The sequence below is a fragment of the Flavobacterium chungangensis genome, assembly GCF_042654045.1.
Classification (GTDB): Bacteria; Bacteroidota; Bacteroidia; order Flavobacteriales; family Flavobacteriaceae; genus Flavobacterium; species Flavobacterium chungangensis.
On the sequence record NZ_JBHSFY010000012.1, the window covers coordinates 86278 to 102795 of the forward strand.

A 16518-nucleotide genomic window follows, 5' to 3' on the forward strand; every position below is an offset into this window, starting at 1 on the left:
GCTATGCAGACAGGAGAGAATGAACAGGCGCTGAGAAAAATACTGGATATGACAAGATTAATCAGTATCATTATACTGGTATTGCATTTTTATTTTTTCTGCTATGAAGCTTTTGTGCGCTGTCATCTTGCAGGTGAAATCATGGAGAAAATTATAAGCAGGATTTCCAAAACTGGACTTTTTGATGATTTCCATAAATCCAAACTTTTTTCACTGCTGCTATTGGCAGTTTCTCTCATAGGAGCGAGAGGGAAAAAAGACCAGAAGATGAATTACAGAATAGCTTTGGTTTATATTTTCAACGGTCTGTTGGTTTACTTTGCCGCAGTGGTTGTTTTTTATCTTCCCCTTAATGGAGTTTACAAATCTGGAATCTATATTAGCGTAACATCTTTGGGATTCCTGTTGATGCTTTCAGGAGGAACTTTATTATCCAGAATAATAAAAACAAAATTTCAGAATGTAGATGTTTTTAACAGGGAGAATGAAACTTTTCCTCAGGAAGAAAGGCTTTTGGAAAATGAATACTCCATTAACCTTCCTGCCCGCTATTATTTGAAAAATAGGATCCGAAAAAGCTGGATTAATATTATAAATCCATTTCGGGGAGTGTTGGTTTTAGGAAGTCCCGGTTCCGGAAAATCCTATTTTGTCATCAGACATGTTATAACCCAGCATATACAGAAAGGATTCAGCATGTTTGTGTATGATTTCAAGTATGATGATCTCTCCAAAATCGTCTACAATACTTTTGAAAAAAATAAAGAAGCCTATAAAATAATTCCCAAATGCTACTTTATAAATTTTGATAAAATTATGCACAGATGCAATCCTTTGGATCCAAAAGGAATGGAAGATATTACAGACGCATCGGAATCTGCCCGCACCATTTTGATGGGGCTCAACAGGGAATGGATTAGAAAGCAGGGAGACTTTTTTGTAGAGTCTCCCATTAATTTTCTTTCCGCTGTTATCTGGTATCTCAGAAAGTATAGTGATGGGGAATTCTGTACCCTGCCGCATGTCATTGAACTTATGCAGGCAGATTACGATAATCTCTTTACATTACTTAGGACAGAAAAGGAAATTGAGGTGCTGATTAATCCTTTTATCAGTGCTTACCTACAGGAGGCAAATGACCAGCTGGAGGGGCAGATCGGCACCGCTAAAATTGCCATGGCGCGTTTGTCGTCTCCCCAGCTTTATTATGTGCTGTCAGGTAATGATTTTACTTTAGACATTAATAATCCAGACGAGCCCAAGATTGTCTGCATGGGAAACAATCCGCAGAAAATACAGATCTACGGAGCGGTTTTATCCCTGTATGTAAACAGGCTGGTAAAGCTGGTAAATAAAAAAGGCAGGCTCAAATCTAGCCTCATTTTTGATGAATTTCCGACCATTTATCTCAACAATATGGACAGCCTTATCGCAACAGCAAGAAGTAATAAAGTGGCCACATGTTTAGGAATTCAGGATTTCAGCCAGCTTCGAAAGGACTATGGAAGAGAGCAGGCAGATGTAATTATGAATATCACTGGAAACATCATTTCAGGGCAGGTAACAGGTGATACCTCCAAGCAGTTATCAGAGCGTTTTGGCAAAATTCTGCAGGACAGGGAAAGTCTTTCAATCAACAGCAGTGATACCTCCATCAGCCGCTCAAAACAATTGGAATCGGCAGTTCCGCCATCTAAAATTTCAGCACTCAGTTCAGGAGAATTTGTGGGCATGGTGGCTGATAATCCCGACTGCAAAATTGAACTCAAAACTTTTCACAGCGAGATCATTAATGATCATGATTCTTTGAGAAAAGAGGAAGACAGTTTTAAGGAAATCCCATTGGTCCGCAGAATTGATGAATCTATGATTCAGCGGAATTATCTGCAGATTAAACAGGACGTGCAGGATATCATTAATTCAGAAATGGAACGTCTGCTGAATGATTCGGCACTATCGCACTTGGTGGTCAATAAGAAAGATAATTGAAGCTGGCTTAATGAAGATTGCGATATCTAGTTATTGGCGCTGCTGATAAAATTGATTGGTGCGTCGCGCCATCTGTTTTTGTGCAGCAGTTTATTTGCCCTCGAAGCAGAAAATATTTGCGGTTTATCTTGTTTATTTCCATATTTTAGTTCCTCCTTCAAAGTACTTGAATTTTCATTTTAAGATTGGACAGATGGCAGATAATAAGAACAATAAAATAAGAGAAGTCGCAACGCCGAAACAAACAGGAGGAGGAGGATTTGTTTTTGAGCATAAGGTTACCGCATGGTTCTGCGCCCATTTTTTGGCAGATGCGATAGCATTAAGCCGCGGGCTGGGAAAGATTACCAGAATAGATTTTCAGGTTAGGGCAGAGGGATGGCTCTTCGATGATCTTCTATTGACCCAGCAGAACGTTCATGGAGAAATCTCCAGGACTGCAGTATCGGTAAAAAGCAATATTCAGTTCAATACCAAGGGACCCAGCAAGGATCTTGTGAATGACCTTTGGAATCAGTATGTGGGAGAACCGCAGAAGGTTTTTGACCCTGCAAGAGACTATCTATGCATCGTAAATTCTTTGATACGTCCATCAATATCCAGTGATCTGACTGAATTGATTGCGATTGCTAAGGAAATGGATCCCAAGACCTTTGCTGAACGCATATCAAAAGATCAGGGAGGCTTTTCGAAAACTAAACGCAGACTTTTTGAGGGCTTCAACGCACCTCCCGAATTGGCATCAAAATATGGCTTGACACAGGAAGATACCGTCCTGTTATTGGGCAGGCTGTTCTTCCTGGAGTTTGATTTTGAAAAGTCGAATTCGACAGATGAAAATTCCATTATTGCGATGGCAAAAGAAATTCTCAGTGAACCGGATGGGAAAAATGAAATACAGCTTTATGAGTCGCTCTGCACAATTGGTTCTGAGCTGTCTCCCGTTTCTGGTTTTCTTGACTATAAAAAACTGATAGGCAGATTCCGCAACCAATATGATTTGAAAGGCTTTCCAAACCATGTAGCCGACTGGCGGAAAATATATGCGAAAAGCAATGCGGCAGTTTCGGCTATCCGTGATTCTATAGGAGGAAAGGTTAATCTTCCCAGAACTGAAGAAATCGACGAATTAAGAAAGGCAATAGACAAAAATAAGGCCGTTTTTGTACTGGGAAGATCAGGCTGCGGCAAATCAGCGCTTGTCAAAAAGCTTGTTGAGCGTGAAAGTGATTTTGAAAATAATTATGTATGGATTGATTCTCTAAGCATACAGAAAAATAATCTGGCAGAATTCTTTGGGCTGCAGCATAACATTGGTGAGCTCTTTGAAAGGATTCAGAAACCTTGCTCATTTCTGGTAATCGATGGTATAGACCGCTTCTTCAAAGAGGACGATTTGAGGATATTGCATGAGATGCTCGAAGCAGCCCTTCAGCCGGAATCGCAATGGAAGATAATCTTTACCTGCCAGAACGATGATTATGGCGATGTTGTGGAGCGTTTTTTTAGGATCAACTTGCCTTTTGAATCTGAGAGCTGCAGCGTTGAGCTTGATATTTTGAAACATCTGGAATTGTTTTACAAAGAAATTCCTGAATTGTCGGATTTGTTCAAGCACAAACATCTTCTTTTGATTCTGAACAATTTGAAATATTTGGATCTTCTTGCGGTTAAATTATTATCGGGCAGGGTGGTTCCGGAAAGTGCTTTTTTAGGCGAAACGACAATTATAGACTGGATTTGGAAAGAAGAATTTGATAGTACGGGATCCAGATTTATGCAGGTGTATGCCGAAAAGCAGGCGCAGATGTTCAGCACCGCTGTTCCGGTTTCGGAATTCAGCATAAATGAATTGATGCCTCTTGATAGGATAAAACAAGGTAAGATAATTTATGAGAATGATGATAAATTATTCCTTAGCCATGATCTTTTGGGTGATTGGGCGCGATATAAGCTTCTGCGTTCAAAAGATCTTGATTTGAAAAGCTATTTGCTGTCCCTTGAATTAGGCTCGCCGCTCTGGCGCAAAGCCATACGGCTTTATGGGATATATCTGCTTGATAAAAATGATCTGGGGAGCTCATGGAAAACTTTTATGAAATCTTTGTCAGAACTTGAACCCGCAGAAAAAATAGTCCAGGATCTTCTGCTTGAATCCATCTTTTTTTCAGCTGATCCATTTAATCATTTGTCAGCAGTTTATGATTTGTTGAAGGAGGATCAAGGCAAGCTGTTCGATCGTTTCATGGGACAGTTTCTGATTAAGGCGACAAGGCCTAATCAGGAGGTTTTGCACAGGGCAGTAAGCCAGGGCATATTTACTGCTACAGAAGCTGCTTCCTACTTCAGGGTGCCAGATTACCTATATTGGCCCAGTCTGATTGTATTCTTATATGATTTCAGGAAAGAGGTGATAATTTATTCAAGCAAAAAAATTGCTGCGCTATGCTTGATGTGGCTTAATAACACTAGTGTTGGAGTGCCGTTCAGAAAGGAAGTAGCACAGTTGGCTCTGGAAAATGCCAGAAAGATGTTCGATTTTAAATTTAATAATGGCCATGCAAAAGCAGACGAAGACAAGTTTGTTTACAAGGCATTTCTGGCTGCCGCGAATGAATATACGAAGGAGGTCACAGAACTTGCATTAAAATTGTGCAAGAGAATCAAGGTTGAAAGGAATCCCGTGGAAGATCCTGAATCCGAAATGGTACCCAGTCCGGTAATATCATTATTTGCATCATCAAAAATCAGGGATAAAATCCAGTGGCCAGACGGGCCTTACGAAAATGTGGATAGGGAGTTTCAAAAAGTCTGCCTGGATGAAAATGCCCTGACGCCCCTGATCGCCGCTTGTCCGGAAGCTGCAATGGAGGTAATCCTTGCCTTGTTGATCGAAAGGCCCAAAGAAGTTTCTTTTGGCTATGGTTCCTCGCATTACAATCTGGATATCAAAGATCCGAGAGGCTGGTTTCCTCCATTTTATACCAGAGGCCCATTTTTGGCTTTTTTCAGACTCCAGCCTCTGGCGGGGCTTAATCTTGTGCTTAAGTTTGTTAATTTCGCAGCACAGCAGTGGACTAATGATTTTAATCATAAAAATAAGCCCGTGCCGTCGCTTCAGATGAATTATGATGGAGCAGAGAGGAAGTACATCGGTGATTTTTATATGTATTATTGGTTCAGGGATGCCACAGGAGCGCCTCATTCTGTGGTAAGCGCCCTGCAGGCACTTGAAAAATTTCTTATGGATGAGATTGATAAGGCAAATGATATCGGCAAATATATTGATTTAATCTTAAAGGAAGGGGCATCTGTTGCCTTCCTGGGTGTTCTCAACTCGCTTGGCAAATATAAGGCTGAACTTTATTTGGGACCGCTGGCAGATTTGCTGCCGGTAGTTGATTTTTACTTTTTGGAAAAGGATCTGGATTTTCGTGGAACCGGCATAGAGGGCCATCAGCTTATTGGATCCCAAAGCTTCGATTCAAGAACAAGAGAGCTGGCAGCGCAATGGCATAATATGCCGCAAAGGAACAGATCAATGGGCGGGGTATGCATCACTTTGTTCCTCAAAGAGGTGCAGTTGCAGCAGCTTTACAGGGAAATAAGGAAACAATGGACTATTCTGCTTGATGGAATAAAGGATGACAGGCGGTATTCGGACTATCTGAAGCGCCTGATCTCTTTTTTTGACTTGGATAATTATATTGCACAAGGGTCTGATCCAGACTCGCCCTTGATATATAAAGAACCCAAATCATTAAGCAAAGAACTCGAATCTGCAAGGTCGGATGCCGAATTGGGATTTGACCTGCTTGTTTTCCCTTTCAAATGCCTGCAGGGAATTAAAAATGGAACCAAGCTTAATGCAGAGGAATGCTCAAGTTTATGGGACACCGTTTTAAACATTTCCCAGGTTCCTGACGATATTCCGTATTTATCATATGGCGGAAGCCAGCAATGCTTTTTGGCTGGCTGTGCATTTCTTTTCTACAGTAGGGAAAACTGGATTGATAAGCACCCGGATCGCGTGGAATGGATGATTGCATATATTGAAAACGCAGTAAGAGGCTATCAGCCGCAGCCTAATTCATTTTATCAAACTGATATGGGCGATTCCTGGAGCGCTTTTGCGGCAAGGATCTTATCTTTCATCTGGAGCAGTGATCTCAACAGCATACGGGTACGGGGCATAATTGCAATGCTGGCAGTAAAATGCCCTTATGATACCCTGAGCATTTTGTTCTATGAAATGGCTGAGCGGCTATCATGGTCGGAGGCAAATTTTGTGCAGCTACAGAATCTGGTTATACTAAATGCTGTCGGGACTGACAGAAATTTCAGTTCAGCAATACCTGATTATGGTTTTGGGGAATCTGCTGCAAAAGCTGAGCGCTTCGATTACAGTAAATATATTGATGAAATCACGCAGGATTTCATTTATGGAAGGACTGAAAAAAAACTCATCAGCTGGGCCGAAATTCGCAGCGTACGTCCAAAAACCATCAACAGCTGGAATCCATTCGAAGATGATTTTGCAAAAAGTCCCGGCATAAGTAAGGAAATGCTCCATCATGCATTTGTTGTGGTGCCGGATCTGGACGGTCTTGAAGTGGAAGATAGCAAGCATCTCTGCCAGCTCCTCAAACAGCTCTATGAACAGCTTTTGTTCGAACAGGGCCCCGCAAAAGAGAATTTTTCAGATCGAAGCGAGTATCCCGATGAATTTGATGTATGGCTGCTTGGAAAAATTTCCAGATTGGTTCTCGATGATGAAGCCTTGGCAACCTCTCTTTCGGAAGAATTATGGAAGCCGCTGTTCTTATACGGTCCGCAGATGGCTGATGCGATCATTATCTTCATGGAAAGCTTTTTCATTAACAACTTGGTACGCGACGATAAAAAAACAAATATTTATGCGACGTGGCTCGCTATGATTGATTTTGCAGAGAAATGCAAAGCATGGAAGGTGGATCGCCATTATAGCGGAAAGGATATCCACCACGCTTTGCTGGGTATTAATGGCACCATGATCAAGTGGTGGACAGCCGACGAGTATTCTTTTTTTTATGACAAGGCTATTTTGGAAGTTATCAAATGGGCGCAGAATAGGAGATACGATCAAGATACGGTATATCGTATCTTGATTCTTATGAGAATAAAACCTGGCATGAAGCACATCAGAGAAGGGCTGGATATCGTAGTCCACTATTTGGAGCTTGGCGCAATTGGCGACAAGATTGAACCGCGTAAAGGTTTTGTTCGCGTTGAGTTTGCGCACGAGAATTATCTGGCAGGAACTGCGAGCTTTTTATGGGAGAACTGCGCAATCCAATTCAAATCAGATAAGCAGCTTTTCCTTCGATTCAAAAAAATAGTGACCTACTTGGTTTCGAGGCAGAATCCAATAGGACTAGAACTTCAGGACAGGATTTTGCTTTCTTAAAAGCAGTTAGCAGCTGATGGCAAAGAACTATAAAGTTTGGCTTCAGCGGAGCAGCCATATTTATGATTATGTATTTTAGATTTAATAAATTTTATAAAAATTTTGTATATGGATATTATAGGAATTAGCAAAAACGTAATGGATAATGTTGAAAGGCTGGATGATATAATTGACGCATATTTTGAGCCTGTTAAAGATCTGACCGATACGGCGGCTGATGTCTTTGCGCCTATCAAAGCCATTCATTCGCTGTACACTTTTAACAAAAAGAGAAAATTCAAGAAATTCCTGAAATCATACGCCGGCAGCCTGCATGATCATGGCCTTACTGATTTTAAGGATGTCGATAAGCTGAAAGACTATCTGAAAAATGAAAGAAATTTTGATTTTTTAAGCAATACGATTGAAAACGCAATCAACTCTAAGTCCATATATGGAGCTATGATTTTGGGATATTATGCCGGACAGATTTTAGCTGAGGGCAAGAAAATAAACTACAAGGACCTAATCATCATTGAAGGAGTAAAAGATTTGAACGATATTGAATTATCTTGTTTTGCAAGAATATACAGCAGAGCAGATCTTTCAAAAATGGTCTTGTTTGCGGAACTGGATCTTGGAGCCTTTAAGTTCTTTTCGAAATTGACAATTGATAAACTGCTTCAGTTGAGATTTATAATCAAGGATCACAATATTTATCACGGAAGCAGCATCAGCTATAATTTTACATCAACAGATATAGCCGAAGACGTATATTTTCTGCTGCGGGATATTGGGATAGAAAGCGAATTGCTTGACTATGAATACTGATTTTAATAATCATAAACTGCATTTTTTTATTTCAGTTTACGATTTTTAGGGGAAAGCCGGTTCTATTGAAATTGGCTAATCAAAGATTAGATTTCTTTCAACGAATTTAGCAGCTGTATCTCTCTTCGGGCTAAATTTTGTTTTGATAATTTAAATTATATGGGAAGTTATTGCACGTTAGCATTAAATGGTTACGAAATAGACCAGTCAAAAAGTTATATCAGCACCTCGTGGTCGTGTTTCTTTACTGAAGAAGACCGTCGAAGCCGTATGGTACCCTACCAGACCTATTACAGCAGTCCTATCGCTGATGATGATAATGTGCCGACCTGCGAGTATGCGGCTTCTGCATCGGCCATAAAACTCAGGCTTGAAATTATGGGCTATACTTTGGATAAAGTTAAGCGCAAATACAGTGAGGGTATAGAAAATGCTTTACTGACCAGAGCTCAATTTGATTGTGAAGATGATATCGATCATCTAAATACTTTAAAGAAGGGGGGATTTGGGCATTGGATAGATCTAATTAAGCATATCTTCGAAAATAATATTACAGATTACAGCGAGAATCTTGAACAGCAGGATGGTATTGTTCATTTTATGCTTGAATTTGATGATATTCATCAGGATATGTATTTAGGATATCCAAATATTGGCATAGGATACGTTCTTCGTGGCCTATTGGAAGCCGCAGATCCGGATTCAGAATTGGTTTTGGATTTGACCGATGTGGTCTATTCAGGATATTATGGGGAAAAGGAGCCTGTTTGTGCCCATACGGCGCAATCCTATCTTGATTCTTCTTTGCCATTCCAGAAAATCATTATTCTCACAGAAGGGGCTTCCGACAGTAAAATTTTAATGAAAGCATTGAGATTACTATATCCGCAGGTGTCGAATTATTTTTCTTTTCTCGATTTTGATGATTATAAGGCGGAGGGGGGATCGGCGATGCTGGAAAAGACTGTCAAGTCTTTTGCCGCAGCAGGAATCAGCAATAAGATTATAGTATTGTTTGATTACGATGCGGCTGGTTTGGCATCGTTTCAGCGCCTGAAAAAAATAAAATTCCCGGAAAATTTCAGAATAATATCCCTGCCTCCAATAGAGCTTGCAGACAGCTATCCTACCATCGGGTCTGATGGGATGATAAAGCATGAAAATGTCAATGGATGCGCCTGCAGCATTGAGATGTACTTGGGAATTGATATCCTGGCAGACGATGCCGGCCAGTTGGCCCCGGTCAAATGGAGAAGTATTGAGCCACAGCTGAAAATTTTTCAGGGAGAAATTTCAGGCAAAGCCCGGCTTCAGAAGAACTACTTCAAAAAAGCTAAAGCTGCGCAAAAAAAAGAAGCTTTGCAGTCTGATCATGATTGGAGCGGCCTGATTTCAGTATTTGAAAGAATTTTTGAGGCCGCAGCCAGTATGGACCATGCACCGACACCGTTGAAATACATCTGACTGCAATAAAGTTCTGCATTTAGGCAGGAACAACAGCAGTTTATATTTGATGCTTTGTAATAATCAAATTTAGTTATTTTAGCCCTATGAGATTTAATTAAACTAGTTGTAAAAATGATCTTAAATTTAGAAAAGGAATTGGGACCGGCTCTTAAGGACGCAAAAGCTTTTTTTATAGCTACGGCTCTTATTTCCAGATCAGGTTATGAATTTATAGAAAAAAACAAATCCTCGGACTGTAAATGCAATTATGTTATAGGTCTTGATTTGGCGGTCAATCCCCAAATGCTGAAACTGTTATTAGAAAAAAGCAACGATGGGTTAACAAAGACAAAAGTATGCAAGCCTCAGTACACCTTTCATCCCAAAGTTTATCTGATTGAACAAAAAGATGGCAGGTATGTTGCTTTTATCGGCTCAGCGAACACCACTCAGGGAGGCTTGTCCAATAATCTGGAGATGACTGTCAAGATTGATTCACAGGATCAGTGCGGCGAGATCCGGAGTTGGTTCAAGGATCTTTATGAATCTTCCATGGAACTGGATGCGGATCTCATTACACAGTACTCTGAAGTATATAACGCTATCAGGCAGAGACAAAGAGTGAATAAAGCGGATTTTGACAGATTCAGGTCAGAGCTACCGACTTCAGGAACGATTGCCATTGATCTGGAAAAACAGTATTTCGGTTTTGAAGATTTTGAAGCTTTTTCTGCTGCATACCAATGGGATAAATCCAACATGGCGAAAGATAAAAGAAAGCGGGTAAAATTAAAGTTTTTATCTCTGCATGACCAAATATATAAAAGATTCACAGATTTTGGCCTCAATAATTTACATTGCCATTCAAGAAGCGGCAATATTGTTTCCAGCCATGCGCATACACCAAGAAGCAGACCAAATCTTGACGCTATGTGGCTGCACTATGGGACCGGCAAAGGTAAACTTTTTGATCATCCAAGGCTCCAGATAATATTAAGAGGCAATGAAATCGGTATTTGGCTGATGATTGGCAAAAATAGGGGAAGCAGGACAGAAAGAGAGAAACTCAGATCAAACCTGAATAATGAATTTTTTGTCCAATTGCTGCACGAGAAAATTAAGGACTTGGGGGGATCCTATTGGATTGATGTCAAAAGTGTTAATGTTTCGGTATCGAAAGTGGAAAATGCAGCGCATCTAAAAAAAATTCTTCTTACTGATGATTTTAAATATTATTTTACAATAGGACGGAATTTTAATTGCACCGATATTGAATTGTCAGAGGAGAATTTCCCTGAAACAGTTCTTTTTGAGTTTCATAGACTTGGATGGATTTACGATTTTTTTGTTTAAGAATGATTCGCCTGAAACATATCATTTTTTAAATTGTGGTGCTGCAATGTATTGTATACTTGACATTAGAATGGAAAACTGAGAAATATTTATAAAAAATGGAAAATTACGCACTGCCCTCAAAAGAAGTATATAGGATTTTAAGGGAAAAAGGCCTGCAATACCTCTATCATGCCAATACTGTAGCCACTTCACTGACATTTATAAAGCAGAATGCGCTGCTTTCCAGACATTATGTAGAAGCTAATAATCTGGTGCAGACTTGGCAGAAATTACAGGTTTTGATGCATTTTTTTCCCTTCAAGCCTGAATCGATGGGATTGCGCTCTGAAAATTCTCCTGCGAAGCCGGACCTCACTTCTGGCCTGATCCGGACTTTCGTTTTTTCAACAGGACAGCGTGTGAAACAAAATATAGACGTTGCTGCTAGTTCATTTTGCCTGTCCAAAGCGCAAGATCTGAATCCGGTACGGCCATCTGCAGTAGGATTTCGGGACGGGATAAGGCCACATATACAATTCTGAGTTCTTCAAGATCATTTGCATTGAGAACTGCAGGATCTGAATTTATTATGGTAGCATAATTTTTGCGGACAGCCTTCTTCCCAAGCAGCAGCAAAACGGCCTGAAATGTTTTGCCTTTGACAGAATGGACCGTTCCAAAATAAAAGGGGTGCAGTTTTTCACTGTTGAGGTCTTGCCCGAAATAATCATCTATGGCTATGTTTCCAAATTGTGATTCAATTCTGAATTCTAGAGCAAATGCAGCTTCTCTTAATACCTTGTTTGCCTGTTCTACCCACTCGTTCAAAGTCTTATATTTGGTTGCAGGCAGGCATTCTATAAAACTGAAAACTTCCTTGCGGTGCTGTTTTATCCCGTTTGTATATATTCTGTCTGCCACAAATTGGGTGTTGCAGTAAAATTGGGGATTCGAAGGGCGCATCAGCGCTTCAAAATATCCTTTTTCCATTAATTTGTAGCCTTTGTTAAAGGATCCATTCTCATACATATGTCGGCCTTTGATGATATTTTTTACATGATGATGATTTGTGGTCCACGGAATAGTTTCGAAATCATTGAGATCGGATCTGAGTCCCAAGTATTTTGAGCTGGAATTGCCTCTGTACAGGACTGCAGTGTTTTCCTTGTCTATTGGAATTTTGTTCTTGCGGCATTCATCAAGAAAATTGTTTAGGATTTCTTTAAAGTTTTCGACGCTCTGTTCCAAGGTTATTATTGTCTTGTCTTTTGCAGTTGCGTTTTTAGGAGTGATGTAACCATAAATTGATGGTTCTATGGCTGAATCTTTGACCTTTTCATTGACTGCATTTATTTCTTCAAAAGAGGATAGGTTTTTTATGAAATTGCAGATGAGCTGTGAACTTCTTCTGTTTTGATTGAGTAGAATTTTATCCCATAAATTATATTTCTGGTCGAATAGTTCAGGCTTTGCATCATTCCATTCAAAGATTGACTGGTCGCGGTCGCCGACAAGCATGATATTGCTGCCGCCCTGTTCGTTTAGGATATCAATGATTTTCATATGCACATCATTGGTATCCTGGCATTCGTCAATCATGAAATGAGAAAATTTTTGAGCGATATTTTGGGCAATCAAAGGATATTTCTGAAGAACCTTTAACGAAAGATAGTTGGCATCGGACTGGTTGGCATATCCTTTCTTGAACAATGTGTTTTTTGACCTCATTATTCTCAATATATTGCCGTTTACAGTTTTGCCGTCTTTATTGTAATAATTCCATCGGAAACCAAAAGCCTGATACGGGGCGATCGGAATAAGCATATCGTCAGCGTCAAAAGTGGTTTTGTCGAAATACTGGTCGTAATCCCAGTCAGATCTTTTAACGCTCCACGGAGCATGGGGTTCGCCTACAAGCTCCGGCCTTGAATCGCAGCCCATTATCAGATGGCCGAATGGAAGAAAAATAAAAGTATTGATAAAACTGTCTATAGTGCCAAAAAAATGAGGATGTTTTAATGGAACTATTGTTGAGAAATTATTTGCAAGCCTGTCTTCGATTTCCATGCATGCGATATTGGTGAATGAAATTACGCACAAGCCTTTTTTGCCTGCTTGAGATTCCTTCAAAAGCCTGGATATCCTTGCGGCAAGCGAGTATGTTTTGCCGCTTCCCGGACAAGCTTTTACAACTACTGTTCCATCATTGTAATCCAAAATTATTTTTTGCGATTCAGATAAGCTGCCGTACATAACTAAAGTTTTTTATCAATAACCCATTTTATAGACTTCTGCAGATATTCAGGAATAATAAAAAGTTTTCGAAGATTGGGGTGCATATCGAATGCATAAGAAAGAGACTCTGCCAATTCAGACTTGTCTTTATTGGATTTCAGCTTCTTGAGGATGTCTGCGGCCAGTAAGAACCTATCTGCTGCGGCGTCCACGTAATTGGCGGAATGCATGCCATTGTAGACTTCTGCGATTATTTTTGCATTATCAGCGGATGCCGTTATGAGCTCATATTCGAAAGTATGCTCGGCCAGCTCGACATGAAGGTTTTCCGCGGCTAATTTCTGCGCCTTTTTTGCCCGGTCGGAGATAACATTGAATTTTGCTGTAAGAACATCTTTAATAAAATCTTCCTTGGTTTCATATCCTTTGATTTTGATGCTGTCAGCAGGATTAAAGCCGATAATTCTGTTGTTTTGGTCTATAATGCCAAGAGTCTTCAGTCCATCAAAAATTTCCTGGGCCTGATCTTTTTTGATTGTCTCAGTCTTGCTTATAAAATTCCCAGCCTTTATGATGCTCCGGTCGTCATCAGTGATAATAGCGCAGAAAGTGGATAATCTTTGCTTTTCGTCCTTGCTGTTGAAAAGATTGGCGAATGGTTCGAATGCCACGCCATTTATGTTCACTATTTCTATGCCGTTCTTGTCAAGATTATAGTCCTTGCCCATAATGGAGGCAAAGACCGGAAGCAGCAGTGCCTCGGATATCCCTTCAACTAGGATGCATCCGCTTGCAAAGAAAAGCTGCGACTTGGTCACATCTAAGAATTTTCTGAGATATGCTTTATTCGGATCGGTGAGAATGGAATTTTTAGAAGTAAAAAGGGCGGTCTTGTCATCCAAATTCTTCTGGAGGATTATTAGATTGTCCAAATCTGATTTGGCGGTTATGGTAGGAGAGTGGGAGGTAATGAATATCTGCACGCCCAAATTCTGAAGCGTATTGAGATAATTGAAAAATGTGTTTTGCCTCTGCGGATGAAGATGCGCTTCAGGTTCTTCGATAAGCAGTGCGTAATAATGCTCGATTTTCTGGTCTCTACGGCTCTTTAGATCCCCTAATACAGCTGAGGCTAAGATGATATTATTGTCACCTAACCCATTCTGGCTGATATCGAAGTATTTCTGAAGGTGCACGTCAGAACCCAGGACTGTGTCCGGATAGACGGGTTTTCGCGTTAGAAATCCTTTTACAATATTATCGAATTTGTATTCCAATAGTTTTAAGTGGACTTTAGAGCTTTTTTTCTTAATATCCGCTTCTTCCAGATGTTCATTTATAAAGTGCTGTCCAGTATTGATAAGTCCAGTCCAGTCCTCGTTTTTAAGAACCGTTTCCAGTGCTTGCGAAAGTTCATTTTTTTTGTCGGCAGTAAGCGGCACATCGATGATTCCCTTCGGACCAGGTTTTTTATAAGAGGTAAGATCCCTGAAAAGGGATGTTATCTTGTTGTTTGATGCATATGGCCTGAGTTCCTGCTCCGCGTTTCTCAATGGTTCGAGATAGGAATAATAAATCTGCTGCAATTCCGACATTTCAACGGTATTGTCTTCGCCGCCCCATATTTTCCATTTTAGCTTCTCGTTGCCCAACGCGTCTTTTTCGATTTCATATTTGAAGCTTAGCCTCAAATTGGCTTCGCCTGGATAAGTCGGGTTCTGCCAGATTAACGAATGAAATAGATTTCTGTCCTCCTTATCCTCAATTTTAAATTCCAACCTGAATTCAATGGGTTCCAGAATGTCTGATATTATTTTTTTGTCCAAGTAAAAATCATCAGGATTCTTTACGCCGATATCCCTCCATTGCCTTCCTAAGCTTAGACAGATTCGCACAGCATCCATAACTGCGCTTTTTCCTGCATTATTTTCTCCTATGATGATATTAACGCCTTTATTAAATTCAAGTACTAAGTGTTCGATGGATCGGAACTTAGAAATGGTCAGTCTCTCGATATACATGGTTGTATGGTTAGTATTATTGGTCCTAAATATATTGATTATTGTTTTGGAATATTTACGGTTTTCCGTATTCAGGAACTAAAACTGCCTCTTTTTTCTTTGCAATACCTACAGGACATCCTCGAAGCATTGATTTTCCTTGCCACAAACAGTTTTGGTTTTAGCTTTTCATTGCCTTCAATATATGATCATATGAAAAGAAGCAATAAATGGTTTCGTTTTCATTCGAAACGGATAAAAAGGCAGCCAAGTTAGCGTGCACCGGATCCTGCAGGCGCATAACGGCCCTGCCGCCCTTCGGGACTTATAGCCCTCCGTATCCTTGATGCCCGCTTTATTGCCGCTTTCTTTTTTTCCGTTTTTTCTTTTGAAAACAATTTTTGGGAAAGGCAGGGGAAAAGAATTCTAAAACAGTAATCATTTAAAATTTAGAAATCATGGAAATCACAGGACGATTGACAAGGGATGCGGTTGTTGCCAAAACAGCCAAAGACAGAGAGGTGGTAAATTTTTCAATTGCAGTCAACGACAGCTACAAAGCCAAAGGAAGCACCGAAGCGGTAAAAATAGTAACCTACATAGACTGTTCGTATTGGCTCAGCTCTGGTGTTGCGCAGTGGCTCAAAAAAGGCGCAATGGTGGAACTCTACGGAAGAGTAGGAGTGAACGCCTATCTCAATTCGGAAGGAAAGGCGGTGGCAAGCCTCACTTTTCACACAAGCAACATCAAGATACTGGTGTTCGTCTCAGATGCTCAGCCCATGCAGGCGCAGACAGCTCCTGCAAAAAAGGACAAAAAGGAACAGCCTGACGACCTGCCTTTCTAATCCGAATCAAATGTACAAGCCTAAAGAAATGAGTTATGAAAGCCTTGAAAAAATCAATATACGCCGAGTATGACGTGCACGAAGCATTCCAAAAGATAGTCCTCTTGGAAATGCAGTCTTATGAGGGAACAAAGAAAGAACAGCTCAAAGCATTCCTTGAAGATATGCAGAAAAGCGGATGCATCAGCGGTATGATTTCAGAATTTATCTATCATGCCGACTGCAAAAAGTTCTATATCGAACATTTGGATGATTTGGAAGACATCAGAAAAGAAATGGAAGATTCCCTCGGAGAAGCTATAAAAGACAGATACAGTCTGCCTCACTACACCTTTATGTGCTGGCTCTGTTTTGAAGAATACTGCTATGACATCTACAGAACCTCTTTTGAATAATCTTTTTGTTTTAT

General features: G+C 40.2%; 9 protein-coding genes. 7 read left to right on the forward strand and 2 right to left on the reverse strand.

What is annotated here, in order from left to right:
• Positions 1 to 3 precede the first annotated feature (3 nt).
• The 5 genes from mobC (at position 4) to ACFO3N_RS18000 (ending at position 11044) form a co-directional block, all read left to right on the forward strand.
• A complete protein-coding gene (gene mobC, locus ACFO3N_RS17980) occupies positions 4 to 1989 on the forward strand; it encodes a conjugal transfer protein MobC (RefSeq protein ID WP_379800033.1) in 1986 nt (661 codons plus the stop codon).
• A gap of 193 nt (positions 1990 to 2182) precedes the next feature.
• Positions 2183 to 7435 carry an ATP-binding protein gene (locus ACFO3N_RS17985; protein WP_379800035.1) on the forward strand — a complete coding sequence of 1751 codons (5253 nt, stop codon included), beginning with the start codon at positions 2183 to 2185 and terminating at the stop codon, positions 7433 to 7435.
• Between the two features lie 108 nt (positions 7436 to 7543).
• Positions 7544 to 8245: a hypothetical protein gene (locus ACFO3N_RS17990; protein ID WP_379800037.1), complete on the forward strand. Its 702-nt coding sequence runs from the start codon at positions 7544 to 7546 to the stop codon at positions 8243 to 8245.
• 159 nt (positions 8246 to 8404) lie between these two features.
• Positions 8405 to 9709, forward strand: coding sequence for a HEPN/Toprim-associated domain-containing protein (locus tag ACFO3N_RS17995; RefSeq protein ID WP_379800039.1), 1305 nt, complete (start codon positions 8405 to 8407; stop codon positions 9707 to 9709).
• A 114-nt stretch (positions 9710 to 9823) separates the two neighbouring features.
• Positions 9824 to 11044 carry a phospholipase D family protein gene (locus tag ACFO3N_RS18000; protein WP_379800041.1) on the forward strand — a complete coding sequence of 407 codons (1221 nt, stop codon included), beginning with the start codon at positions 9824 to 9826 and terminating at the stop codon, positions 11042 to 11044.
• Between the two features lie 426 nt (positions 11045 to 11470).
• Here ACFO3N_RS18000 and ACFO3N_RS18005 read toward each other — a convergent pair whose 3' ends face one another.
• Together ACFO3N_RS18005 and ACFO3N_RS18010 are read right to left on the reverse strand one after the other, a co-directional pair.
• Positions 11471 to 13279 carry a UvrD-helicase domain-containing protein gene (locus ACFO3N_RS18005; protein ID WP_379800043.1) on the reverse strand — a complete coding sequence of 603 codons (1809 nt, stop codon included), beginning with the start codon at positions 13277 to 13279 and terminating at the stop codon, positions 11471 to 11473.
• A gap of 2 nt (positions 13280 to 13281) precedes the next feature.
• The gene (locus tag ACFO3N_RS18010; protein WP_379800045.1) at positions 13282 to 15282 is read right to left on the reverse strand and encodes an ATP-dependent nuclease; all 2001 of its coding nucleotides are present in this window, start codon (positions 15280 to 15282) and stop codon (positions 13282 to 13284) included.
• A gap of 437 nt (positions 15283 to 15719) precedes the next feature.
• Between ACFO3N_RS18010 and ACFO3N_RS18015 the strand changes: the two genes are divergently transcribed.
• A complete protein-coding gene (locus ACFO3N_RS18015; protein ID WP_379800047.1) occupies positions 15720 to 16109 on the forward strand; it encodes a single-stranded DNA-binding protein in 390 nt (129 codons plus the stop codon).
• 110 nt (positions 16110 to 16219) lie between these two features.
• Entirely contained in the window at positions 16220 to 16504 is a 285-nt protein-coding gene (locus ACFO3N_RS18020; RefSeq protein ID WP_379800211.1) for a DUF7222 domain-containing protein, read from the forward strand.
• Positions 16505 to 16518: the final 14 nt, after the last annotated feature.